Consider the following 24511-nt stretch of genomic DNA (forward strand, 5'->3'; position numbering starts at 1 on the left):
TCACTCGTGCAACAAAAAACCCCTCGTGCCGTGAGGCAAGCGAGGGGAGCGCGCCGGTGAGGGTCGCTGGGGATTCCGGATCGCGTTCCGGTAGGTCCCAGCTCAGCCGACGCGCTGTCCAAGTACGAGAATTCGGGTGCGCATGGCACTGACCCTCCCTCCGGGGCGCACCACGTGTCAAGTGGGTGGGACGGACGTCTCAGAATGTGAGCGAAGGGCACTGCCGCCTCCGAGAACAGCGGGTACTCCTCCGGTGTACACCCCCGCGGCCCCCAGCCGCCCCTGGGTTTCCCGAACCCGGCCCGCGAACGCCGGTTCGGCCGACGGGTGCGCCCCGGTGGGCGCGTGGGGGACGGTCGGCGCGTGCGGTCCGGCGGGCGCGTGCGGGCCGGCCTGTGCGTGCGGGCCGGCCGGCAGGTGCGGTCCGGTCTGTACGTGCGGGCCGGCCGAGGGCGCCGGGCACACCCCGGCGCCGAGCGCCCGGCGCAGCCGGTACTCGTCCAGCGGGCCGGAGAACGCCGCGCCCATGCCATGGGTGCAGCCCATCGCGCGCAGGGCCAGGGCCTGCTCGGGCAGGTCCACGCCCTCGGCGACGGACTGGAGCCCGAGATCGCCCGCGATCCGCAGCAGCCCGCTGGTGATCTTGTGCAGCCGCGCGGACTCCAGCACGCCCTCGACCAGGCCGCGGTCCAGCTTGAGGATGTCCACGGGCAGCCGCCGCAGCGCGGTGATCGCCGCGTGGCCGCTGCCGAAGCCGTCCAGCGCGATGCGCACCCCGAGCCGGCTCAGCGCGGTCAGCCGCCGCTCCAGCTCGTCCAGACCGAGACCGGGGTCGGTGTCGGACAGCTCGATGACCAGCGCTCCCGGCGGCAGTCCGTATCTGGTCAGCAGCGCCTCCACGGAGCCGGGCGGCAGCGAGCGGTCCAGCAGCCGCCGGGCGCTCATCCGCACCGCCACCGGTGCGACGAGCCCGCTCGCCGCCCGCTCGGCGGCCCCTGCCACGGCCTCCTGGAGGGTCCAGCGGTCCAGCTCGGCCGTCTTGTCGCCGTCCTCGGCCACCCGCAGGAACTCGGCCGGGGTGAACAGCACCCCCTGCGAGGAGCGCCAGCGGGCCTGCGCGGAGACCGCCGTGATCCGGCCGTCGTCCAGGGACACCACGGGCTGGTGCAGCAGCGCGAACTCCCCGTCGTGCAGCGCGGCGCGCAGCCTGGTGGCCAGCTCCGCCTTGCGTACGACGTCCTGCTGCATCTGCGGCTTGTACAGCTCGACCCGGCCCTTTCCGGCCGATTTCGCGCGGTACATCGCGAGGTCGGCGTTGCGCAGCAACTCGCCCGCTCCCAGGCCGGGTTCGGCGAAGGCGACGCCGATGGAGGCGTTGACCCGGACATCGTTGCCGTCGATCGCGTAGGGCTGGGAGAGGGTCATCCTGAGGCGGTCGGCGAGCTCCAGGATGTTGCGCTCGCGGGCGGCGCGGTCATGGGTGCCGTCCCCGACGATCAGGGCCGCGAACTCGTCGCCGCCCAGCCGGGAGGCGGTGTCGCCCTGGCGGACCGCGTCCTGGAGCCGCCGGGCGGCCTGGACGAGGAGTTCGTCGCCGGCCTGGTGTCCGATGGTGTCGTTGACGGCCTTGAAGCCGTCGAGGTCGATGAAGAGGACCGCGGTGCCGCGCAGGGCGGCGCCCCGGTCGGTGGCCCGGCGGCCGGACAGGGCCTGCTGGACGCGCCGGGTGAACAGCGCGCGGTTGGGCAGGTCGGTCAGCGGGTCGTGCTCCGCGTTGTGCTGCAACTGCGCCTGGAGGCGCACGCGTTCGGTGACGTCCCGGCTGTTGAAGATCAGGCCGCCGTGGTGGCGGCTGACGGTGGACTCGACGTTCAGCCAGCCTCCCGCGCTCCCGGCTTCGCCCGGCCGGGAGGCGGCCCCGCCGCCGGAGCGGAAGCGGCACTCGATGCGGGTGGTGGGCTCCACGGCCGGGGAGGCGGCGAGGAAGCGGCGCACCTCGTGCACCACACAGCCCAGGTCCTCGGGGTGGATCAGGGCGGCCAGCTCGGTGCCCACCAGTTCCTCGGCGGGGCGGCCGTAGACCCCGGCGGCGGCCGGGGAGACGTAGCGCAGGATGCCGTTGGGCGCGGCGATCATGATGACGTCGCTGGAGCCCTGCACCAGGGAGCGGAAGTGGTTCTCCTTCTGCGCCAGTTCCTGGGTGAGGGCGATGTTGTCCAGCAGCATGATGCCCTGGCGGATCACGAGGGCGAGCACGACGCAGCCCGCGGTGATCAGCACGACGTGGTCGGGCCTGCGGCCGTTGAGGACGTTGTACAGGATGCCCAGGGTGCACACCGCGGCGGCGAGGTACGGGGTGAGCGCGCCGAGCGAGCCGGTGATCGGGCGGCCGGCCGGGTAGCGGACGTGGTCGGCGCCGGGGTAGGGGGCGGGCTCGGGTGCCGGACGCGGCCCGTGCCCGGCGCTCGGGAACAGGCCGTCCCCGGCGTCCGGGAACGGGCTGCCTCCGGCGTCGCGGGGGTGGCCCGGTTCGGTGGCCGGGTACGAGCCGTGCCCGGAGCCCTCGTACGCGTCGCGCCCGGCGCCCCCGTACGTGTCGTGCCCGGAGCCCGTGTACGCGTCCTGACCGGAGCCGGGGTCCCGGCTGTGCTCGGCGGTCGGGGCGGGGACGGACGGCGGCTGGTGACCGGTGGCGGACGGGGACTGCGGCTGGTGACCGGCGGCGGGCGCGGACGGCGTCCGGGTGCCGGTGGCGCGCGGCTGTCCGGCGGCCGCGCGGAGGTGCCCGGTGGCCGCGCGGGTGTGCCCGTCCGCCGCCCTGGCCTGCGGTGCGCTCTCCGGCCGGGGTGTGGCCCAGGGGGCGTAGGCGAGCAGCAGCGACCCGGCGAACCAGCCCGCGTCCAGCAGCTGCCCGGAGCGGTAACTGCTGTGCAGCAGCGGCGAGGTGAACAGCGCGTCGCACATCACGGTCAGGGCGAGCGCGCCGATCGCGGTGTTCACGGCGGTGCGGTTGCCGGGGGCACGCCGGAAGTGCAGCGCGAGCACCATGCTGACCAGCGCGATGTCCAGCAGCGGGTACGCCAGCGACAGCGCGGTGTGTGCCACGCTCGGCCCGTCGAACCGGGCCGCCTGGGCGAGCGCGAGGCTCCAGGACAGGGTGAGCAGCGAGCCGCCGACCAGCCAGGCGTCCAGCCCCAGGCAGATCCAGCCCGCGCGGGTGACCGGACGGCTGGCGAGCACCAGCAGGCCCACGATCGCGGGCGGCGCGAAGCACAGGAAGAACAGATCGGCGTACGACGGGCTGGGCACGGGCCGGCCGAGCACCACCTCGTACCAGCCCCAGACGGCGTTGCCCAGGGAGGCCATGGCCGAGGAGAGGCCGAACAGCAGCCAGGCGGGGCGGTAGCGCACCCGCGGCCCGCGGGCGTACAGGAAGCAGGAGACGGCGGCGGCGCCGGCCGCGGCGCTGAGCCCGAAGTCGCCCATGATCAGCGCGATTTCGTCGGTGCCCCAGTCGAACGCGGCGCCGACGGCGTACGCCGCGCAGACCAGGGCGAGGACGAGTTGCTCGGAGGCGCGGGTGCGCCGGATGCGGAGCCGTCCGGGCGCCGGCGGGTCCTGGTGCGGGTGCGGCGCGCGCACCCGCGCGTGGACGGTGGTGGTCGGCGTGGGGGCGCTCACCGGGGCCTCCCGGTGGCCGAGGCGCCCGCTTCCCGCCGCACCCGGCGCACCGGGTGTGCGTGCCTGCGGGGGCCGGCCGGCCGGCGCGGGTGGTGGGTGTGGTGAGCGGTGTGGTGGCCGCGGCTGCCCGCGGCCGTGCGCCAGGGCCGCCGTCGCCGGCTCCACCGCGTCGGATCGTTCGTCCATAGGCCGTGCATCGCCCGTCGCCCCCCTCACAAGATCTGAAATGTCATCCCCGGCGCCGATGTAGGCGGCGCTGCCCCTGTCGGGACGATACACCAGGATCGTCACTCAGGGACATAGCTTCTCTACGCTCCGTGACGAGCAGCGGGGATGCGGGCACGGGCCGCGTCCGAGAGGTCGCGGAGGGTGCCGGAAAGGCCCTAAAGCCCGTTCGTTCCGGGGCTGTCCGGGCCCTCCGGATCTGTTTCCGACGGATCACCGGGGGCCGTTCCCACCGGGTCCTTCGGGTCCTGACCCGTCGTCAGGATCACGTTCCGCAGCGGCTCGTGGTGCACGAACCGGGTCAGCTGATCGACCAGCAGCCGCCTGGCGCGCGGCAGGAAGGCGGAGGTGGGTCCGCCCACATGCGGGGTGATCAGTGCGCCGGGGGCCTTCCACAGGGGGTGGCCGGGCGGCAGCGGCTCGGGGTCGGTGACGTCCAGGGCGGCGGTGATCCGGCCCCGTTCCAGCTCCGCGAGCAGCGCGTTCGTGTCCACGACGGGCCCGCGCGCGACGTTCACCAGGAGCGCCCCGTCCTTCATCCGGGAGAGGAATCCGGCGTCCACCAGACGGTGGGTGGCGTCCGTGAGGGGGGTGGACAGAATCACGACGTCGGCGTCCGGAAGCAGAGAGAGCACATCGGCGATCGGATGCACGAGACCGCGCGCCGTGGTGCGCCGGGAGCGCGCGACGCGCGCCACCCGCGCAACCTCGAAGGGCGTGAGCCGGTCCTCGATGGCGGCGCCGATCGAGCCGTAGCCGACGATCAGCACGTTCTTGTCGGCGAGCGCGGGCCGGAACACGCCCTGCCAGCGCTCCTGTTGCTGGGCCCGCACGAAGTCCGGGATGCCGCGCAGCGCGGCCAGGGTCAGGGTGAGCGCCAGCTCGGCGGTGCTCGCCTCGTGCACCCCGCGCGCGTTGCACAGCCGTACGCCCGGCCTGATGGCCGAAAGCCGCGCGGTGATGTCGTCGACGCCGGCCGTGAGCGTCTGGATGACCTCGACGCCGCTCAGCCGCTCCAGCGGGCGCACCTTGACCGGCCCGCGCTTCATGTACGGCACCACGTACATCACGCACCGCGCGGGGTCGCCCGGAAAGTCCTGGTCGCCGTCCTCGCCGCCGTCCCAGAACAGATACCGGAAGCCCTCGGGCAGCCCCTCGATCTCCTCGGGCGGAAGCGGAAGCCATACGTCTGCGCTCATGGTCAGGAGGCTATGTCAGGTACGCGCGGCGCAGAGGTTAGGTTGGGGACCGGCCAAGGGAGGTTCCGGAGCAGGTGGAGCGCAGGACGATCGGCGCGGGGGCGCTCGCGGTGGGGGCCGTCGGACTCGGGTGCATGCCGATGAGCTGGGCGTACAGCACCTCGCGGCAACGGGGCGACGAGTCGGTGAGATGCGTGCACCGGGCGCTGGACCTGGGGGCGAGCCTGCTGGACACCGCGGACATGTACGGCCCGTTCACCAACGAGCTGCTGCTCGGGCGGGTGCTCAGGGAGCGGCGGGCGGACGCGTTCGTCTCCACGAAGGTGGGGCTGCTGGTGGGCGAGCAGCACATCGTGGCCAACGGCCGCCCCGGCTATGTGCGACGGGCCTGCGACGCCTCGCTGCGCCGGCTCCAGACGGATGTGATCGACCTCTACCAGCTGCACCGCCCCGACCCCGAGGTGCCGATCGAGGAGACCTGGGGCGCGATGGCCGAGCTGGTGCGGGCCGGAAAGGTGCGGTCGCTGGGCCTGTGCGCGCTGGGCGCGCGCGGCGGACGCCGCTCGGGCGCGGGCCTGTACGACGGCACGCTGCGCCTGTTGCAGCGGGTGCAGCAGGTGTTCCCGGTGGCCGCGGTGCAGGCGGAGCTGTCGGTGTGGTCGCCGGAGGCGCTGCGGACGCTGCTGCCGTGGTGCGAGGCGCGGGGCGTGGGTTTCCTGGCGGCGATGCCGCTGGGCAACGGCTTCCTGACCGGCACGCTCACGCCGGGCGAGGGATTCGAACCGGACGACGTGCGCGCCCGGCACCCCCGGTTCACCGCCGAGATGATGGCCGCCAACCAGCCGATCGTGGCCGGTCTGCGCCGCGTCGCCCGGCGGCACGGCCCGGAGGTCACCCCGGCGCAGGTGGCGCTGGCCTGGGTGCTGTCGCGGGGGCGTCATGTGATCGCGGTGCCGGGCACGAAGCGGGAGCGCTGGGCCGCTCAGAACGCGGCGGCGGCCGGGCTGCGGCTGTCGCCCGCGGAGCTGGCGGAGATCGCGCGGCTGCCGGGGGCGCAGGGGTCGTGGGACTGAGGGACCCTTGGGAGGGGAAGACCCCCGCTGGAACGCCGCCCCGAAGGGATCATGATCGTGCGACGTCGAGCTGTGCCGACCGTGCTGGCCGCGGCCGCCCTGCTGCTGGCGGCGGGCTGCTCGTCCGGCTCTCCGGGCGTGGGCTTTCCGGGGCAGTTGCCCCGTACGGCGCCGCCGAGCACCGCGCCCGCCGCCCCGGCCACGGAGTCGGCGGCACCGGCCAAGGGCTCGGTACGGGTGCTGCGCACGGTGGCCGAGGGCCTGAAGTCACCGTGGGGGCTGGCCGTGCTGCCGGGCGGCGATCTGCTGGTCTCCTCCCGCGACGACGGAACGATCACCCGCATCGACCCCGGCACGGGCCGTAAGACCGAACTGGGCACGGTCTCCGGGGTCGCCCCGGCGGGCGAGGGCGGTCTGCTGGGCATCGCGCTGTCCCCGCACTTCGCCTCGGACCGCATGATCTACGCCTACTTCACCTCCGCCTCGGACAACCGCATCGTCCGCATGCTGTACGACGACAGGAAACCGGCCGGTGAGCAACTGGGCGCCCCCGACACGGTGTTCAAGGGCATCCCCAAGGGCCCCGTCCACAACGGCGGCCGGATCGCGTTCGGCCCCGACGGCATGCTGTACGCCGGCACCGGTGAAAGCGGCCGGCGCGGGCTCGCCCAGGACCGGAACTCCCTGGGCGGCAAGATCCTGCGGCTGACCCCGGACGGCGAACCGGCCCCCGGCGCTCCCTTCCCCGGCTCCCCCGTCTACTCGCTGGGTCACCGCAACGTCCAGGGCCTCGCCTGGGACGACCGACAGCGCCTGTTCGCCTCCGAGTTCGGCCAGGACACCTGGGACGAGCTGAACGCCATCAAGCCCGGCGGCAACTACGGCTGGCCCGACGCCGAGGGCAGGTCCGCGAACCCCCGTTTCCAGAACCCGCTCGCCCAGTGGCACACCGACGACGCCTCCCCCAGCGGCATCGCCTACGTGCACGGCGTCATCTGGATGGCCGCCCTCAAGGGCGAACGCCTGTGGCGCATCCCCCTGCGCGGCACCCGAGCGGCGGCCGCTCCCCAGTCCTTCCTCACCGGCACCTACGGCCGCCTGCGCACGGTCGTCCCGGCCGGTGACGGCCGACTCTGGCTGCTCACCGACAACACGGACGGCCGGGGACATCCGAAGAAGGGGGACGACAGGCTGCTGGAACTCCAGGTGAGCTAGCCGCCCCTACGGCTCCCGGGAGCCTCCCTCCGTCCCTTCGGGCTCCGGCTCCGTGGTGGGGGCCGGAGCGGACAGGCGTATGACCGCCTTGCCGGAGGTGAGGTCTATGGGGCCGCGACCGGGGTCGCTGTCGCCGACCTCCTCTCGGGTCAGTTCGAGGCGGTTCTGCTCCTCGCGGGTGTGTTTGCGCCCTGGCGCGAACAGTTCACTGAAGGCGTCGAACACGGCTGCTCCCCCTTGCCGGTTGTCCTGGGGCCATCATCTCCCGCACCGCACGCGTAAGGAGCCTCGGGGAACCGCGACGTGTGCGCGAATTCCCCGAGGCCCCCGGGCGTCGTGGTCTACCGCCCGCTCAGCTCGCCGACGGCAGGGCCAGCAGGGCGTCCGAGTACTTCAGGACCGCAAGGAGCAGGCCGATGACGCCGAGTGAGACGCCTGCCCAGGCCACCGACTTGATCCAGGGCGCCTGCGGGCGGCCGGGGGTGCCGAAGGCGGGGCGGGCGAGGACGACCACGCCGGTGATCAGCGCGAGCAGGGCGAAGAAGCCGGCCCACAGCGCGGTGGTGTGCCAGGCGTCGCCGTAGACCGCCTTGATCTGCGTGGCGACGCCCGCCGTGGAGGACGTCCGCAGCTGACCGATGAGCTGCTGGCGGGCGCCCGCGACGGTGCCGACCCAGCCGCCGGTGAGCGAGACCAGGCCCAGCGCGGCGGAGACGACGGCACCGGCGCCCTGGCCGACCCCGGTGGGCGCCTTGGCCTCCGCCGCGTCGTCCGCGTCGTCCGCGTCGTCCGCGCCGTCCTCGGGCTCGTCCACGGGACCGTCCGCCGCGTCCGCAGCCTCCCCGGCGCCCTCGGCGACCGCGCCCTCGGCGACCGCGCCCTCCGCGCTCGTGCCCGCCGTCTCCGCCTTGACCGCGGTGTCCTGCCCCGCGGTGTCGCCCCCCTGTGTCGTCTCGTCGTCGTGCTGCGCCGCCGTCGTACCGGCCGCGGCGTCTTCCGATGTCTTCGTTGCCATGGCAGCAACCGTACGGATGCCGTCTGAGAGGGCGCTTAATGATCGTCAGTGGGCGTGTTGCGCGTCACCGGAACGGGCCATGCGCCATTCGGGTGCCAGCAGGGACCAGATCTCGGTGCTGGTGCGCTTCCCGTGGTGCGGGTAGTTCTCACGCAGGACGCCCTCACGGGTCATGCCGAGCCGCCGGGCCACGCCGATGCTGGGCTGGTTCGCGGTGGAGACGTGCCACTCGACGCGGTGCATGCCGCGCTCCTCGAACGCCCAGTCGAGCAGGACCCGCATGCCGCGCGTGACGAGCCCGCGTCCGGCCGCCGCGGGCTCCAGCCAGCAGCCGGCCTCGCACACCCCGCTCGGCGTGTCCCAGGTGCGGAAGAGGAGGCCACCGACCAGCGTCCCGTTCTGCCGGATGCCGTGCAGCGACCCGGCGTCGGCGGCGCGCTTGTCGGCGTACGACCGCAGATAGGCGCGGGCGCCGTCCAGGTCGGCCACCACCTCCGGCAGTCCGACGTGCTGCCCGATGAAGGCGCGTCCCCGGTCGATATGGGCCAGCAGTTCCTCGGCGTGCCAGACCTCCAGCGGGCGCAGTTCGGCGCCGTCACCCAGGGATATCGCGTACATGATGCTGTGTTTCCTCCTGCCGTCCGTCCGGTCGGTCGCGGCCGATCCGGTCGGCCGGGACCCGTGCGAGCCTCTCATGCGCGGCGCGGCACTCCGGCGGCTCGATGCTGATACGCGGCAGCCTGCGCTCCAGCCAGCCGGGCAGCCACCAGTTGGCCGCGCCGAGCAGATGCATCAGGGCGGGCACCAGGAGGGTGCGCAGCACGAAGGCGTCCAGGGCGACGGCGGCGGCCAGCGCGATGCCGAACATGGCGATCACGCGGTCGCCGCTGAGCACGAAGGCCAGGAAGACCGAGATCATGATCACGGCCGCGGAGTTGATCACCCGGCTGGTCTCGGCGAGGCCCACCCGGACGGCGCGCCGGTTGTCGCCGGTCGCCAGCCATTCCTCGTACATCCGGCTGACCAGGAAGACCTGGTAGTCCATGGAGAGCCCGAAGAGGACGGAGACCATGATCACGGGCAGGAAGGGCTCGATAGGGCCCGCGCGGCCGAGACCGAGCGGTTCGCTGCCCCAGCCCCACTGGAAGACGGCGACGACGACGCCGAACGCGGCGGCCACGGCGGCGATGTTCATCACGGCGGCCTTGAGCGGGATGCCGAGCGAGCGGAAGGCGACGAGCAGCAGCAGGCAGCCGAGCCCGATGACGGTGCCGACGAACAGCGGGAGTTTTCCGACGATCACATCGGCGAAGTCGTCGTAGCTGGCGGTCACCCCGCCGACCTGGATGTCGAGGGAGGTGCCCTGTTCCGCGCGGGGCAGCACGCTCGCGCGCAGCCGGTCCACCAGGGCGCTGGTCGCCTTCGACTGGGGCGCGGAGTCGGGCACGACGGTGAGGTAGGCGGTCTCGCCGCCGGTGGCGTAGGCGGCCGGGGTGGCGGAGGCGACACCGGGGGTGGCGCGCAGGGTGGTGTCGAGGCGGTCCAGGGCGAGCCGGTCGGCGGCGCCGTCCACGCGGGTGACGAGGGTCAGCGGCCCGTTGACGCCGGGGCCGAAGCCGTCGGCGAGCAGGTCGTACGCCTTGCGGGTGGTGGAGGTGCGGGGGTCGTTGCCCTGGTCGGAGGTGCCGAGGTGGAGCGAGAGGGTGGGCAGGGCGAGCAGCGCGATCACGGCGACGGCGAGCGCGCCGAGCAGTTTGGGGCGCCGTTCCACCAGCGCGGACCAGCGGGCGGCGAGGCCGGTGGGCACCTCGGGGCGCGGCCCGTGCTCGGCGAGCCGGCGCCGTTCGCGGCGGCTCAGGGCGCGCGGTCCGATGTACGACAGCAGGGCGGGCAGCAGGGTGACCGAGGCGGCGACGGTGAGGAGCACGGTGAGGCTCGCGGCCACGGCGACGCCGTTGAGGAAGCTCAGCCGCAGGATCAGCATGCCCAGCAGGGCGATGCACACGGTCGCGCCCGCGAAGACGACGGCGCGTCCGGTGGTCGTCACGGCGCTGACGGCGGCCTCGGTGGCGTCCAGGCCGCGTTTGAGTCCGCGCCGGTGTCTGGTGACGATGAACAGCGCGTAGTCGATGCCGACGCCGAGGCCGACGAGCATGCCGAGCATGGGCGCGAAGTCGGCGACCGTCATGGCGTGGCCGAGCAGTCCGATGCCGGCGTGCGCGGTGCCCACCCCGATCAGGGCGGTGGCGATCGGCAGCAGGGATGCGGCGAGCGAGCCGAAGGCGAGGAAGAGGACGACGGCGGCGACGAGCACGCCGACCACCTCGGCGGTGCGGTCGTCCGGCGTCTCGGTGAGCCCGATGGCGCTGCCGCCCAGCTCCACCTGGAGTCCGTCGCCCCCGGCGGCCTTGGCGGCGCCCACGACGGCCTGGGCCTCGTTCTTGCCGATGTCCTCGGCCTGCTGCGCGAAGGTGATGGTGGCGTAGGCGGTGCGGCCGTCGGCGCTGATCTGCCGGGCGCCCTGAGCGCCGTACGGCCCGTCCACGGAGGCGACGCCGGGCAGTTCGGCGATCCGGTCGAGGGCGCCGGTCATGCTCTGTTCGACGTCGGCGGCGCGGACGGTGCCCTCGGTGGTGTGCCAGACGACGGTGTCGCTGTCGCCGCCGAGGCCGGGGAAGCCCGCCTGGAGCAGCTGGGCCGCGCGGCCGGACTCGGTGCCGGGGACCGCGTAGTCGTTCGAGTACGACGTGCCGGCGACGGAGGCGGCCGCGGTGGCCCCGCCGAAGGCGCACAGCCACAGCAGGACGGCGATCAGTCGGTGCCGGACGCACCAGCGCGCGAGGGCTGCCACGGACGTGCTCCCAGGATGGTTTGTGGATCTTTGACCGGGAACGATCGTCCATAGACGGAACAGCCCGCAAAGAACGCATGAGCAATCACTGGACACTCTTGCAGGCAAAAGTGATCGTTTGCCGCGTTCGTGGGCTTACTCACAGCGGGAGCGGACGGCACCGGGAAACGCCGAGGAGGACGCGCCGGTGCGGCACGTCCCCCTCGGGTGACGGTGGCTCAGCCCTCGCTGACGCCCAGCTTCTCCAGGATCAGCTCCTTGACGCGGGCCGCGTCGGCCTGGCCGCGGGTGGCCTTCATGACCGCGCCGACCAGGGCGCCGGCCGCGGCCACCTTGCCACCGCGGATCTTGTCCGCGATGCCGGGGTTGCCGGCGATGGCCTCGTCCACGGCGGTGCCGAGCGCCGAGTCGTCGGAGACGACCTTCAGGCCGCGCTTGTCGACGACCTCGTCCGGGGTGCCCTCGCCCGCGAGGACGCCCTCGATGACCTGGCGGGCCAGCTTGTCGTTCAGATCGCCCTTCGCGACCAGCTCGGTGACGCGGGCCACCTGCTGCGGGGTGATCGGCAGCTCGTCCAGGGCGGTGCCGGACTCGTTGGCGCTGCGCGCCAGTTCGCCCATCCACCACTTGCGGGCGGACGCCGCGTCGGCCCCGGCCTCGATGGTGGCGACGATCGGGTCCAGCGCGCCGGCGTTCAGGATCGCCTGCATCTCGGTGGCGGAGATCCCCCACTCGGCGAGCAGCCGGGTGCGGCGCACCAGCGGCAGCTCGGGCAGCGCCGCGCGGATCTCCTCGACCCACTCGCGCGAGGGCGCGACGGGGACCAGGTCGGGCTCCGGGAAGTACCGGTAGTCCTCGGCCTCCTCCTTCACGCGGCCCGAGGTCGTGGACCCGGTGTCCTCGTGGAAGTGGCGGGTCTCCTGGACGATGGTGCCGCCGGAGGAGAGCACGGCCGCGTGCCGCATGATCTCGAAGCGGGCCGCGCGCTCCACCGAGCGCAGGGAGTTGACGTTCTTCGTCTCCGAGCGCGTGCCGAACTTGTCGGCGCCCTTGGGCATCAGCGACAGGTTGACGTCGCAGCGCAGCTGGCCCATCTCCATGCGGGCCTCGGACACGCCGAGGGCACGGATGACCTCGCGCAGCTCGCGGACGTACGCCTTGGCCACCTCGGGGGCGCGCTCGCCGGCGCCCACGATCGGCTTGGTGACGATCTCGATGAGCGGGATGCCGGCGCGGTTGTAGTCCAGCAGGGAGTGGGACGCGCCGTGGATCCGGCCGGTGGCGCCGCCGACGTGCGTCGACTTGCCGGTGTCCTCCTCCATGTGGGCGCGCTCGATCTCCACGCGGAAGGTCTCGCCGTCCTCCAGCTGTACGTCGAGGTAGCCGTCGAAGGCGATCGGCTCGTCGTACTGGGAGGTCTGGAAGTTCTTCGGCATGTCCGGATAGAAGTAGTTCTTCCGGGCGAAGCGGCACCATTCGGCGATCGAGCAGTTCAGCGCGAGGCCGATCCTGACGGCCGACTCGACGCCGGTCGCGTTGACGACCGGGAGCGCGCCGGGCATACCGAGGCAGACGGGGCAGGTCTGCGAGTTGGGCTCGGCGCCCAGCTCCGTGGAGCACCCGCAGAACATCTTGGTCTTGGTGCCGAGTTCGACATGGACCTCAAGGCCCATGACGGGGTCGTACGACGCCAGCGCGTCCTCGTACGACACCAGGTCGGTCGTGGTGGTCACGGTGAAAACTTCCCTCTCAGCCCAGCAGGACGTCGTCGTCGCCCAGCCGCTTCAGCTCGCGGTAGAGGATCGCGAGGCCGGTGACGATCGCGACGGCGGAGACCGTGGCGTCGATCAGCCGCAGCGTGTCGTGCTCGGCGCGGGCCTTCTTGATCTGCTTGGTGACACCGATCGCGCCGAACGCGGTGGTGGCCATGGACAGGTACGTACCGGACTTGGACTTCTTGAAGTCCTTGGCCTTGGACAGCTTGCTCACAGCGACGGAGCCTCCTCAAGCAGCGGGTGTCCCCACTTTTCCACGAAGGCGGCCTCGACGGCGGCGCCCACCTTGTACAGGCGATCGTCCCGCATCGCCGGGGCGATGATCTGAAGACCCACCGGGAGGTTGTCCTCCGGGGCGAGACCGCAGGGCAGGGACATGGCCGCGTTGCCCGCCAGGTTGGTCGGGATGGTGCACAGGTCCGCGAGGTACATCGCCATCGGGTCGTCGGCGCGCTCGCCGATCGCGAAGGCGGTGGTCGGGGTCGTCGGGGAGACGATCACGTCGACCTGCTCGAACGCCTTCTCGAAGTCCCGCGTGATGAGGGTGCGGACCTTCTGCGCGGAGCCGTAGTAGGCGTCGTAGTAGCCGCTCGACAGGGCGTACGTGCCGAGCATGATGCGGCGCTTGACCTCGGGGCCGAAGCCGGCCTCGCGGGTCAGGGAGGTGACCTCCTCGGCCGAGTGCGTGCCGTCGTCGCCGGTCCGCAGGCCGTAGCGCAGGCCGTCGAAGCGGGCGAGGTTGGAGGAGCACTCGGAGGGGGCGATCAGGTAGTACGCCGACAGCGCGAGGTCGAAGGACGGGCAGTCCAGCTCGACGATCTCGGCGCCCAGCTCCTTCAGCAGCTCGACGGACTCGTCGAAGCGCTGGATGACGCCGGCCTGGTAGCCCTCGCCGCGGAACTGCTTGACGACGCCGACGCGCATGCCCGCCACGCTGCCGTTGCGGGCGGCCTCGACCACCGGCGGGACCGGGGCGTCGATGGAGGTGGAGTCCAGCGGGTCGTGGCCCGCGATGACCTCGTGCAGCAGGGCCGCGTCCAGGACCGTGCGGGCGCAGGGGCCGCCCTGGTCGAGGGAGGAGGAGAAGGCGACCATGCCGTAGCGGGAGACCGCGCCGTAGGTCGGCTTCACGCCGACGGTGCCGGTGACGGCGGCCGGCTGGCGGATGGAGCCGCCGGTGTCGGTGCCGATGGCGAGCGGCGCCTCGTAGGAGGCGAGCGCGGCGGAGGAGCCGCCGCCGGAGCCGCCGGGGATCTTGGTGAGGTCCCAGGGGTTGCCGGTCGGGCCGTAGGCGCTGTTCTCGGTGGAGGACCCCATGGCGAACTCGTCCATGTTGGTCTTGCCGAGGATGACGACGTCGGCGTCCTTGAGGCGCTTGGTGAGCGTCGCGTCGTACGGCGGGATCCAGCCCTCAAGGATCTTCGAGCCGACGGTCGTGGGCACGCCCTCGGTGGTGAAGATGTCCTTGAGCGCGAGCGGGACGCCGGCCAGCGGGCCGAGCTTCTCGCCGCGGGCCCGCTTCTCGTCCACGGCGCGGGCCTGGGCGAGGGCGCCCTCGCGGTCGACGTGCAGGAAGGCGTGCACCTTCTCGTCGACGGCCTCGATGCGGGCGAGGTGGGCCTCGGTGACCGCGACGGCCGTCAGCTCGCCGGAGGCGATCTTCTCGGCGATCTGCGCGGCCGTGAGCTTGATGATGTTGTCCGTCATGGTCACTCCTCCCCCAGGATCTGCGGCACCTTGAAACGCTGCTGTTCCTGGGCGGGGGCGCCGGAGAGCGCCTGCTCGGGGGTGAGCGAGGGACGGACCTCGTCCGCGCGCATGACGTTCGTCAGCGGGAGCGGGTGCGAGGTCGGCGGTACGTCTTGGTCGGCGACCTCGCTGACGCGGGCGACCGCGCCGATGATGTCGTCGAGCTGGCCGGCGAAGTGGTCGAGTTCTTCGGGCTTCAGCTCCAGACGCGCCAGCCGGGCGAGGTGGGCGACCTCCTCGCGCGTGATGCCAGGCATGCAGCGATCCTCTGGGTGAGTGTGTGTGGTTTGGAGCCAATCCTATGGGGCGGGGTGGCCCGGCCGTTAAACGGTTTCCCCGCGGGCGCTCGCTCAGCGGCGCCGGCCGTCCCAGGCGGCGCTCTCCAGGAAGTGATTGTCGTACCGCTCCTGTACCTCCAGCAGGCTCTCCGGGGTGAGCTCGCCGAGGCGGATGCGCTGGAGGTGGCGGAAGTACTCGAAGCGCTCGACGCCCGGCGCGATGACGACCAGGAGGTCGGCGGTGGCGCCGGGGACCGCGGCGAAGGCGTGCGGACGGTCCGGCGGTACGACGATCAGATCGCCGCGCTCGGCGGTGACCACGTCCTCGCCGGAGAGCACCTCGGCGGCGCCGTCCAGCAGGTAGAACATCTCGGCGGAGCGGTGGTGCACATGCGGGCGGGCACCGTCGGCGCCCGCCGCGAGCGTGACGCGCACCGTGGACAGGGCGCCGCCGGTGGCGCTGCTGTCCGCCAGCAGCCGTACGGCGACGGGGTCGTCGCCGACCACCTCGGCCCCGGCCTCCCGCACCAGCGCGGTGTCCTCGAACCTCGGTACGAACAGCGACATGCCCATCTCCCCACGATGCGATCCGGTCAGGCCGCGAACAGGAGCGCGGCGCAGACGAGGACAACCACCGCGGTGGCGAAATGCATCCCGAACGCGACGGCCTTCCGTCCGCCGTGCCGCAGGACCGTCACGGTGTCGAGGAGCGGCAGGAGGGCCACGCAGACCATGAACCAGGCCTCGGCGCGCACGCCGACGAACGCCAGCAGGGCGAGGCCGATGAGACCGAGGGTGCCGTCCCTGCCGGCCTTGACCGCCAGATAGGCGCCGGCGTCGCCCGCGGGGTCGGCGGGGACGCCGTAGCCCGCGGCGGCCGGGCCGGGCTGGAACCAGAAGCGGTAGCCGAGGAAGAGGCAGAACAGGTCGAGCGGGACGGCCAGCGTGTACGCGGCGATGGTCATGACGTCTCCCGTTGGTGTTTGGCTAGCAGCGCTAGCAACGGGAGTGACGCTAACAGAGCGCCGACAGATTGCCTAGCGTTGCTAGAATTCCGGCTATGACGATCCAGACGCGCCGGGAGCGCGAACGAGCCGAGCGCAGGCAGCTGATCGTGACGGCCGCGCGGGAGCTCGCCGAGGCGGAGGGCTGGGACGCGGTGACCACGCGCCGGCTGGCCGCCGAGATCGAGTACAGCCAGCCGGTCCTCTACAGCCACTTCAAGGGCAAGGACGCGATCATGGCGGCGGTCGCGGTCGACGGCTGCGCCGATCTGGCGGTCGAGCTGCGGCAGGCCCGCGCGGGTGCGGACGGCGTCCGGGGCTCGCTCGCGGCGATCGCCCGGACCTACACCTCCTTCGCCCGGCGCCGCCCCGCCCTCTACGACGCGATGTTCACCCACCTGGTGGACCTGCCGTTCGCCACCCCCGAGGCCCCGGCCCCGCTCCAGGACGCCTTCGGCGAGCTGCTGGCCGCGGTGGCGCCGGTCTCCGCCGAGGAGGACGCCGGCCTGCTGACCGAGACCTTCTGGGCCGCCCTGCACGGCCTGGCCACCCTGATGCGCAGCGGCCGACTGCCGGAGTGGGCGCATGAACGCCGCCTGGAACTGCTGGTGGACCGGTTCGCGAGAGGGGGGCCGGTGGGAGAGTAGGGAGGCGTACGCCACTGGGTGCCGGCGCGGTCGTGGAGGGCGCGGGGAGCTGAGGGTACGCCACTGGGAGCCGGCGCGCTTGCGGGGGCGCGGGGAACTGACGCGGGGAGCTTAGGGGTACGCCACCGGGAGCCGGCGCGATCGCGGGGGCGCGTGGAACCGACGCGGGGAGCTTAGGGGTACGCCACCAGGTGACGGCGCGCTCGCGGCGGCGCGCCGGGAACCGCGTCTGCGCGCGCGGGGGCGCCGGAAACTGCCTCCGCGCTTGCGGGGCACCGGGAACTGCGCGACCGGCCGCGACGCGCCCACGGCCGGACGGTTCGCGGGACCACTCGACGGTCGCACGGTTCGCGCCACCGCCCGACACCCGCACGATCCACGCCGCCGCCCGACGCCCGCACGGTTCACGGCACCGCTCGACGACCGGACGATCCGCGGCACCGCCCGACGGCCGCACGGTTCACGGCACCGCCCGACACCCGCACGATCCGCGCCACCGCCCGACACCCGCACCATCCGCGCCACCGCCCGACACCCGCACGGTTCGGGGCGCCGCTCGGCCGTCGCCCCGGTCGTAGCCGGCAACGAGCGGCTGTGACCGGCACGTTCGCCGCAAACCCTAGGCGGACGGCTTGCGGCCCCCCGTCGTCGCCGGAGGCGGGCCGCTCGTGTCCGGGACCGGGACCTCGCCCTCGGGCAGCGGGCGGCGCGTGGGTGAGCCGACGCTGGTCTGGCGGAAGCGCAGCCATGCCGTCGTCTCCTCCGGCGGCATCGCCGCGGCCACCAGCCACCCCTGCACCGCGTCGCAGCCCAGGTCCCGCAGCCGCTCCCAGGTCTCGTCGTCCTCCACGCCCTCCGCGACCACGAGCAGCCCCAGGGAGTGCGCGAGGTCGAGGGTGCAGCGCACGATCTCCGCGTCCTCGGCGTCCACCGCGAGGCGGGCCACGAAGGAGCGGTCGATCTTCAGCTCGCTGACCGGCAGCCGCCGCAGATGTACCAGGGAGGAGTACCCGGTGCCGAAGTCGTCCAGGGACATCTTCACGCCGTGCCCGGTCAGCGCCGCGAGGGTGTCGGCGGCCCGCTGCGGGTCCTCCAGCAGGACGTGCTCGGTGATCTCCAGCTGCAACGCGCCCGCCGGCACCCCGTGCCGGGCCAGCCGCGCGGCGACCGAGCCCGCGAAGCCCGGCGTGTGCACATCGCGCGGCGAGACGTTGACCGCGACCGGCACCCGGATGCCCTGCGCCCGCCAGCGGGCGACCTGGGCGAGGGCGGTCTCCAGGACGTACTCGGTGAGATGGGGCATCAGCCCGGAGGACTCGGCGATCGCGATGAACTCGTCCGGCGGCACTTTCCCGCGCTCCGGGTGCACCCACCGCACCAGCGCCTCCAGACCGGCCACCTGGCCGTCGAAGCGCACCTTGGGCTGGTAGTGCAGCTGCACCTCGTGGGCGTCCAGCGCCCGGCGCAGATCGCCGAGCAGCCCGAGCCGGTCCGGGGTGTTGGAGTCCCGCTTGGACTCGTAGACCTCGACGCCCGTACGGTCCCGCTTCGCCTGGTACATGGCCACGTCGGCCCGCCGCAGCAGCCCCTCCGCGTCCATCGCGTGGTCCGGGAAGACGGCGACCCCGGCGCTCGCCTCCAGGACGAGGGTGAGGCCGTCCAGGTCGAGCGGGGAGCTGAGGGCGGTCACCAGGCCGCGGGCGACCCGCATCGCCGACGTGATGGAGTCGGCGGCGGGCAGTAAGACCGCGAACTCGTCGCCGCCGAGCCGGGCCGCCTCCGCGCCGCGCGGCAGGGCGAGCCGCAGCCGCTCGGCGATCTGCAACAGCAGCCGGTCACCGGCGAGATGACCGAGGGTGTCATTGACCGAACGGAAGCGGTCGAGGTCGATCAGCATCAGCGCGGAACGGGCGCCCGCGCGGTCGGCGTCGTCCAGCGCCGTCCAGATCCGCTCCTGGAGCCACTGCCGGTTGGGCAGCCCGGTCAGCGGATCGCGCAGCTGCTCCTCGGCGCGGGCGCGGGCCATCCACAGGGCCGAGTCGAGGGCGATGAGGGGGATGGCGAACAGCGGCAGCAGCACCGGCTGGGCCTCCGCGACCACGCAGAGCAGCGGCGCGATGCCGAGCAGCGCCACGGCCACCAGCCCCTGCCGGACCAGCGCGGGCCGGGGGATGCTCGGCAGGCCGTGCTCGCGCGGCGCGGTCAGGTACCACAGCAGGCCCCGGCCGACGGCGAGATAGGCGACGGCGGCCAGCACGACCTCGGGCACGGTGGCGAGGCTCCAGCTCTGCGCCCGCCAGGGCTGCTCCACGCTGGGCACCCGGCCCAGCGCGCCGAGCAGCAGGGCGGCCACGACGATGCCGAGGATGTCCGTCGCGCCGTGCAGCACGCCCTGGCGCCAGCGGTGCCGGCGGGCGATGCCGACCAGGACGACGACGGTCAGGCTGACCATGCCGGCGGGCACCCAGCCGTAGAGCAGCAGCACGGCGAGGGTGAGCGCGGCGCCCGAGCCGGTGCCGCCCCACCAGCGGGCGCGGCCCAGCATGACGAGGTGCCCGACGATGATCCCGGTGAGCAGGGCCAGCGACCAGCCGGGGGTGCCGCACGGGAAGAGGGCGTGGCCGCCGTCGAAGGCGCGGACGAAGCCGGCGGCCAGGACGAGCGCGGCGGCCGCCGTGACGGCCGCGGGCAGCGCGGGCCAGGGGCCCTGCCGGCCGGACTCCTGCCCGGCGCCGAGGCCGGTGCCCGCGCCCGCCAGGCTGGGCGCGGGTTCGATGGCGAGGGGCACGCGGGTGCCCGGCGCGCCGGCGGGGCCGGCCATGGCCGGGTGGACGCGCGGGCCGGTACGGCCGCCACCGCGTCCGGGCCGCAGGATCTCCCGCCAGGCGAGCGCGCGGCGGCGCAGGCGCAGCCGTGAGTCCGGGGCGACGCTCTCGGTCGGTTCCATTCCCGTCCCTCTCACAGCCGGCGGGCGGTGCCCACGCCGCGCGGCCCGATGTCCGACACCATCGACGGCTTCGCGCTGAAGAAACCCTCGCCGCGCCCGCGGCGGGCAGGGACATGCCCCCGTCCGCCGCCGGGCACGGCAGGTGCACAACTCAACACTAGGCCGCGCGGGGCTTCCACGGGCACCGGTCGTCGGCGGTTGCCCGAATGCGCCCGGCGCCACCCGTATGCAACTGATATGCGCCGAACGGGTGGCCTTCAACCGCTACTCCTCGGTCGGAAGCGCGGCCTCCGTCGCGGCCTCGGGACCCTGCTCCAACAGGACGCCGAATCCGTCCTCGTCGAGCACCGGAACCTTCAATTGCATGGCCTTGTCGTATTTCGATCCCGGATTGTCACCAACGACAACGAAAGAGGTCTTCTTCGAAACCGAGCCGGTCACTTTGGCGCCCCGGCTCTGCAGCGCCTCCTTGGCGCCGTCCCGTGTGAAGTTCTCCAGCGTGCCGGTGACCACGACGGTCAGCCCCTCCAGCGGACGCGGACCCTCCGCCTCCCCGCTGACCTGGTCCTCCAGCGGAACCCCGGCGGCCTTCCACTTGCGGACGATCTCGCGGTGCCACTCCTCGGCGAACCACTCCTTGACCGCGGCGGCGATGATGGGTCCGACGCCGTCGGTGGCCGCCAACTCCTCTTCCGTGGCCTGTTCGATGCGGTCGATGGAGCGGAACTCGCGGGCGAGGGCCTGGGCGGCGACCGGGCCGACATGCCGGATGGACAGCCCGTTCAGAAAGCGCGCCAGCGGGCGGGACTTGGCCGCCTCGATGTTCTCCAGCAGCGCGAGGGTGTTCTTCTTCGGCTCGCCCTTCTGGTTGGCGAAGACCGTGACGACCTTCGCCTCGCCGGTCTTGGGGTCGTGCTTGGGCAGCCCGCTGTCCGGGTCGAGGACGTACGCCTTGATGGGCAGCAGCTTCTCCACCGTCAGGTCGAACAGGTCACCCTCGTCCACCAGCGGCGGGTCGGCCGGCTCCAGCGGGCGGGTGAGGGCGGCGGCGGCCACCCCGCCGAAGTGCTCGATGTCCAGGCACTCGCGGCCCGCGAGGTAGGAGACGCGCTCGCGCAACTGGGCCGGGCAGGTGCGGGCGTTGGGGCAGCGGAGGTCGATGTCGCCCTCCTTCATGGGCCGCAGCGGGGTGCCGCACTCGGGGCACTCGCCGGGCATCACGAACTCCCGCTCGCTGCCGTCGCGCAGGTCGACCACCGGGCCGAGGATCTCCGGGATGACATCGCCGGCCTTGCGGATGACGACCGTGTCCCCGATCAGCACGCCCTTGGCCCTGACGACCTCCTGGTTGTGCAGGGTGGCGAACTCGACCTCGCTGCCCGCGACGGTGACCGGCTCGACCTGGGCGTACGGCGTGACCCGGCCGGTGCGGCCGACGCCCACCTTGATGTCGATGAGCTTGGTGTTGACCTCCTCCGGCGCGTACTTGTAGGCGATGGCCCAGCGGGGGGCGCGCGCGGTGGAGCCGAGGCGGCCCTGGAGGCGGATCTCGTCCAGCTTGATGACGGCGCCGTCGATCTCGTGCTCCACGGAGTGGCGGTTCTCGCCGTCGTAGTGCGCGATGAACTGCCGGACGCCGTCGAGGTCGTCGACCACCCGGTTGTGCGAGGAGGTGGGCAGGCCCCAGGACTTGAGGAGGTCGTACGCCTGGGACAGGCGGGTCATGCCGCTGAAGCCCTCCAGGGCGCCGATGCCGTGCACCACCATGTGCAGGGGGCGGGTGGCGGTGACGCGGGGGTCCTTCTGGCGCAGCGAACCGGCCGCAGCGTTGCGCGGGTTGGCGAAGGGCTTGTCGCCGGCCGCGACCAGGCGCTCGTTCAGTTCGAGGAACTTCTCCATCGGGAAGTAGACCTCGCCGCGGATCTCCACCAGGTCGGGGACCTCCTCGCCGTCCAGCCGGTCGGGGATGTCCGCGATGGTGCGCACGTTGGGCGTGATGTCCTCGCCGGTGCGGCCGTCGCCGCGGGTCGCGGCGCGGGTGAGACGGCCGTGTTCGTACGTGAGGTTGACGGCGAGGCCGTCGACCTTCAGCTCGCACAGGAAGTGGTACTTCTGGTCGCCGAGTTCGCGGGCGATGCGGTCGGCCCAGGCGGCCAGTTCCTCGTCGTTGAAGGTGTTGTCGAGGGAGAGCATGCGCTGGCGGTGCTCGACGGCGGTGAACTCCGTCTCGTACGCCCCCGCGACCTTCTGGGTGGGCGAGTCGGGGGTGCGCAGCTCGGGGTACTGCTCCTCCAGCGCCTCCAGGGACTTCAGGAGCTGGTCGAACTCCGCGTCGCTGATGACGGGAGCGTCCTTCACGTAGTACCGGAAGCGGTGCTCCTCGATCTGCTCCGCCAGCTGCGCGTGCCTGTCGCGGGCCTCGGCGGGCACCGCCGTGGTCTCCGCCTGCTTGTCGCCGGCCACCGTGTTGTCCTCCCGTTACTCTGGGTTGTCCGCGAGGGATCTCGCCGCCCGGACGCAATGGGCGAGCGCCTGGCGCGCGTAGCCGGGGGAAGCGCCCGCGAGACCGCACGCCGGGGTGAGGGTGACCGCCTCGGCGAGCAGGCCCGGATGCAGCCCCAGCCTGCGCCACAACGTCCTGACACCCATGACGCTACCGGCAGGGTCTGACAATGGGCCGTCCGTGCCGGGTACGACACCGGCGAACAGCCGGGTACCGGCCTCGACGGCCTCGCCGATCGCGTCGTCGTCACGTTCGGTGAGCAGCGCGAAGTCGAACGACACGGCGTCGGCGCCGGCCCGGCGCAGCAGGGCGAAGGGCACGTCGGGGGCGCAGGAGTGGACGGCGACGGGGCCGTCCGGGTGGGCGCCGACGACCTCCCGCAGGGTGTGTTCCACGACCTGGCGGTCCACGGCGCGGTGGGTGCGGTAGCCGCTGGCGGTGCGGACCCGGCCGCGCAGCACGGCGGTGAGGGAGGGCTCGTCGAGCTGGAGCAGCACGCGGGCGCCGGGGACGCGGCGCCGGACCTCGGCGAGGTGGAGCCGGAGCCCCTCGGCGAGGGAGCCGGCGAGGTCGCGGCAGGCGCCGGGGTCGGAGAGGGCGGCCTCGCCGTTCCTCAGCTCCAGGGCGGCGGCGAGCGTCCAGGGCCCGACCGCCTGCACCTTCAGGTCGCCCTCGTAGCCTTGCGTGAACTCCTCCAGCGCGTCCAGGTCCTCCCTGAGCCAGCCGCGCGCCCGCCGGGTGTCCCGCCCCGGCCGGTCCCCGATCCGCCAGCCGCTGGGCTCCACGCGCGCGTACAGCTCGACCAGCATCCCGGCGGTCCGGCCGATCATGTCCGCGCCGGGCCCGCGGGCGGGCAGTTCGGGCAGGTACGGGAAGTCCTCGAAGGACCCGGTGACGGTCTTGACGGCCTCCCGGACGTCCCCGCCGGGCATGGACCCGACTCCGGTGGCCCCGGCGAACCTGAACACGCTGTTTTCGCTCACCGGAGAAGCCTACGGAACCCGCGGGGCGCCGCTCACCGTCCCGGTCGTACCGTCAGATCGTTGACCTCGGCGTCCCGCGGGAGGTCCAGCGCCATCACGATCGTCGTGGCCACCGACTCGGGGTCGATCCACTTGCCGGCGTCGTACTCCTTGCCCTCCTGCTGGTGCACCTTGGCCTGCATGGGGCTCGCGGTGCGGCCCGGATAGACGGAGGTGACGCGGACGCCGGCGGCGTGCTCCTCCTGGCGCAGGGCGTCGGCGAGGGCCTTGAGGCCGTGCTTGGAGGCGGCGTACGCGCCCCAGCCGGCGTGCGCGGCGAGGCCCGCGCCGGAGTTGACGAAGAGGACGTGGCCGCGGGCCGCGCGCAGCTGGGGCAGCAGCAGGCGGGTCAGCTCGGCGGGGGCCATGAGGTTGACGTCGAGCTGGTGGCGCCAGGACCTGGGGGTCAGCTCGCCCACCTCGCCGAGGTCCACCACGCCGGCGATGTGCAGCAGGGAGTCCACCCGGTCGGGCAGTGTCTGGTGGGAGAGCGCCCAGGAGAGCCGGTCCGGTTCGGCGAGGTCGCCGACCAGGGTGCGGGCGCCGGGAAACTCCGCGGCCAGTTCCTTCGCGCGGCCCGCGTCCCGCGCGTGCAGCAGGAGTTCGTCCCCGCGCGCGTGCAGCCGGCGGGCGACGGCCGCGCCGATGCCGGAACCGGCCCCGGTGATCACATGTGTAGCCATACCCGCCATGCTCGCATCAGCGGGTACCGAGCTGCTCCTCCAGGTAGGCGAGGGCGCCGACCGGCTCCTCGGCGAAGAAGACCAGCTCGGCCAGGGGGCGGGGCAGGAAGCCCTCCTCCTCCATGCGGCGGAACTGCTCGCGCAGCCCGTCGTAGAACCCTGCGGTGTTCAGCAGCACCACCGGCTTCCGCGTGCGCCCGTGCTTCTTCAGCTCCAGGATCTCGGTGGCCTCGTCCAGCGTGCCGGTGCCGCCCACCATGATGACCACGGCGTCGGCCTTCTCCAGGAGCAGCTTCTTGCGCTCGGCGAGGTCGGCGGCGATCACCATCTCGTCGGCGGCGGGCCGCGCCTTGTTGGCCAGGAACTCCACGGACACGCCGACCAGCCGGCCGCCCGCCTCCTCCACCCCGTCGGCGACGACCTTCATCAGACCGACGTTGGAACCGCCCCAGACCAGGGTGTGGCCGCCCTTGCCGAGCAGCTCCGCGAACTCGCGGGCGGGGCGGGTGTACCGCTCGTCGAGGTCGGCGGCGGAGAGGAAGACGCAGATGTTCATGGCCTCTACCGTACGCGCGAGGAACCCGGCGTCGTACGCGCGAGGAACCCGGCGTCGTACGCGGGAAGAACCCGGTGCCCGGCGGCGC

General features: G+C 73.1%; 20 protein-coding genes. 3 read left to right on the forward strand and 17 right to left on the reverse strand.

The genetic code is table 11. The features are described 5' to 3' along the window. Positions 1-177: 177 nt before the first annotated feature. Positions 178-3867, reverse strand: coding sequence for a putative bifunctional diguanylate cyclase/phosphodiesterase (locus AC069R_RS12455; protein ID WP_478766802.1), 3690 nt, complete (start codon positions 3865-3867; stop codon positions 178-180). Between the two features lie 197 nt (positions 3868-4064). Next, positions 4065-5105, reverse strand: a complete 1041-nt coding sequence (locus tag AC069R_RS12460; protein WP_478766803.1) for a 2-hydroxyacid dehydrogenase — start codon at positions 5103-5105, stop codon at positions 4065-4067. Positions 5106-5179: 74 nt separating this feature from the next. Between AC069R_RS12460 and AC069R_RS12465 the strand changes: the two genes are divergently transcribed. Next, the gene (locus AC069R_RS12465; protein WP_478766804.1) at positions 5180-6178 is read left to right on the forward strand and encodes an aldo/keto reductase; all 999 of its coding nucleotides are present in this window, start codon (positions 5180-5182) and stop codon (positions 6176-6178) included. 51 nt (positions 6179-6229) lie between these two features. Continuing rightward, complete coding sequence (locus AC069R_RS12470) at positions 6230-7393, forward strand: PQQ-dependent sugar dehydrogenase (protein WP_478766805.1); 1164 nt, start codon at positions 6230-6232, stop codon at positions 7391-7393. A 6-nt stretch (positions 7394-7399) separates the two neighbouring features. Here AC069R_RS12470 and AC069R_RS12475 read toward each other — a convergent pair whose 3' ends face one another. From AC069R_RS12475 to AC069R_RS12520, 10 genes are all read right to left on the reverse strand, one after another. Continuing rightward, on the reverse strand, positions 7400-7618 hold the full coding sequence (locus tag AC069R_RS12475; RefSeq protein WP_478766806.1) for a DUF6191 domain-containing protein: 219 nt from the start codon (positions 7616-7618) through the stop codon (positions 7400-7402). Between the two features lie 127 nt (positions 7619-7745). Then, positions 7746-8408 (reverse strand): hypothetical protein, encoded by a 663-nt coding sequence (locus AC069R_RS12480; RefSeq protein ID WP_478766807.1) that lies wholly within the window; start codon positions 8406-8408, stop codon positions 7746-7748. A 45-nt stretch (positions 8409-8453) separates the two neighbouring features. Next, positions 8454-9026: a GNAT family N-acetyltransferase gene (locus AC069R_RS12485; RefSeq protein ID WP_478766808.1), complete on the reverse strand. Its 573-nt coding sequence runs from the start codon at positions 9024-9026 to the stop codon at positions 8454-8456. After that, on the reverse strand, positions 9004-11259 hold the full coding sequence (locus AC069R_RS12490; RefSeq protein WP_478766809.1) for an MMPL family transporter: 2256 nt from the start codon (positions 11257-11259) through the stop codon (positions 9004-9006). The genes AC069R_RS12485 and AC069R_RS12490 overlap by 23 nt, the downstream gene beginning before the upstream one ends. 218 nt (positions 11260-11477) lie before the next feature. After that, positions 11478-12992: an Asp-tRNA(Asn)/Glu-tRNA(Gln) amidotransferase subunit GatB gene (gene gatB / locus AC069R_RS12495; RefSeq protein ID WP_478766810.1), complete on the reverse strand. Its 1515-nt coding sequence runs from the start codon at positions 12990-12992 to the stop codon at positions 11478-11480. 16 nt (positions 12993-13008) lie between these two features. Next, on the reverse strand, positions 13009-13248 hold the full coding sequence (locus AC069R_RS12500) for a hypothetical protein (RefSeq protein ID WP_053662973.1): 240 nt from the start codon (positions 13246-13248) through the stop codon (positions 13009-13011). Further along, the gene (gatA, locus tag AC069R_RS12505; protein WP_478766811.1) at positions 13245-14741 is read right to left on the reverse strand and encodes an Asp-tRNA(Asn)/Glu-tRNA(Gln) amidotransferase subunit GatA; all 1497 of its coding nucleotides are present in this window, start codon (positions 14739-14741) and stop codon (positions 13245-13247) included. Before gatA ends, AC069R_RS12500 begins: the two co-directional genes overlap by 4 nt. Positions 14742-14743: 2 nt before the next feature. Then, positions 14744-15040 carry an Asp-tRNA(Asn)/Glu-tRNA(Gln) amidotransferase subunit GatC gene (gatC, locus tag AC069R_RS12510; protein WP_006130840.1) on the reverse strand — a complete coding sequence of 99 codons (297 nt, stop codon included), beginning with the start codon at positions 15038-15040 and terminating at the stop codon, positions 14744-14746. Positions 15041-15133: 93 nt separating this feature from the next. Continuing rightward, positions 15134-15628: a cupin domain-containing protein gene (locus tag AC069R_RS12515; RefSeq protein WP_478766812.1), complete on the reverse strand. Its 495-nt coding sequence runs from the start codon at positions 15626-15628 to the stop codon at positions 15134-15136. Positions 15629-15654: 26 nt separating this feature from the next. Continuing rightward, a complete protein-coding gene (locus AC069R_RS12520) occupies positions 15655-16026 on the reverse strand; it encodes a DUF4267 domain-containing protein (protein ID WP_478766813.1) in 372 nt (123 codons plus the stop codon). A 95-nt stretch (positions 16027-16121) separates the two neighbouring features. Here AC069R_RS12520 and AC069R_RS12525 point away from each other — a divergent pair, with 95 nt between their 5' ends. After that, positions 16122-16712, forward strand: a complete 591-nt coding sequence (locus AC069R_RS12525) for a TetR/AcrR family transcriptional regulator (RefSeq protein WP_478766814.1) — start codon at positions 16122-16124, stop codon at positions 16710-16712. 619 nt (positions 16713-17331) lie between these two features. On the opposite strand, the gene AC069R_RS12530 is transcribed toward AC069R_RS12525, so the two are convergent. The 5 genes from AC069R_RS12530 to AC069R_RS12550 form a co-directional block, all read right to left on the reverse strand. Beyond that, the gene (locus AC069R_RS12530; protein WP_478766815.1) at positions 17332-19659 is read right to left on the reverse strand and encodes a putative bifunctional diguanylate cyclase/phosphodiesterase; all 2328 of its coding nucleotides are present in this window, start codon (positions 19657-19659) and stop codon (positions 17332-17334) included. A 264-nt stretch (positions 19660-19923) separates the two neighbouring features. Then, positions 19924-22122 (reverse strand): NAD-dependent DNA ligase LigA, encoded by a 2199-nt coding sequence (gene ligA, locus AC069R_RS12535; protein ID WP_478766816.1) that lies wholly within the window; start codon positions 22120-22122, stop codon positions 19924-19926. A 15-nt stretch (positions 22123-22137) separates the two neighbouring features. Next, positions 22138-23145 (reverse strand): methionine synthase, encoded by a 1008-nt coding sequence (locus AC069R_RS12540; protein WP_478766817.1) that lies wholly within the window; start codon positions 23143-23145, stop codon positions 22138-22140. 32 nt (positions 23146-23177) lie between these two features. Next, complete coding sequence (locus tag AC069R_RS12545; RefSeq protein WP_478766818.1) at positions 23178-23876, reverse strand: SDR family oxidoreductase; 699 nt, start codon at positions 23874-23876, stop codon at positions 23178-23180. Between the two features lie 7 nt (positions 23877-23883). Further along, positions 23884-24423, reverse strand: a complete 540-nt coding sequence (locus tag AC069R_RS12550) for an LOG family protein (RefSeq protein ID WP_478766819.1) — start codon at positions 24421-24423, stop codon at positions 23884-23886. Positions 24424-24511 lie beyond the last annotated feature (88 nt).

It is taken from the genome of Streptomyces sp. NPDC043952, from assembly GCF_056435325.1.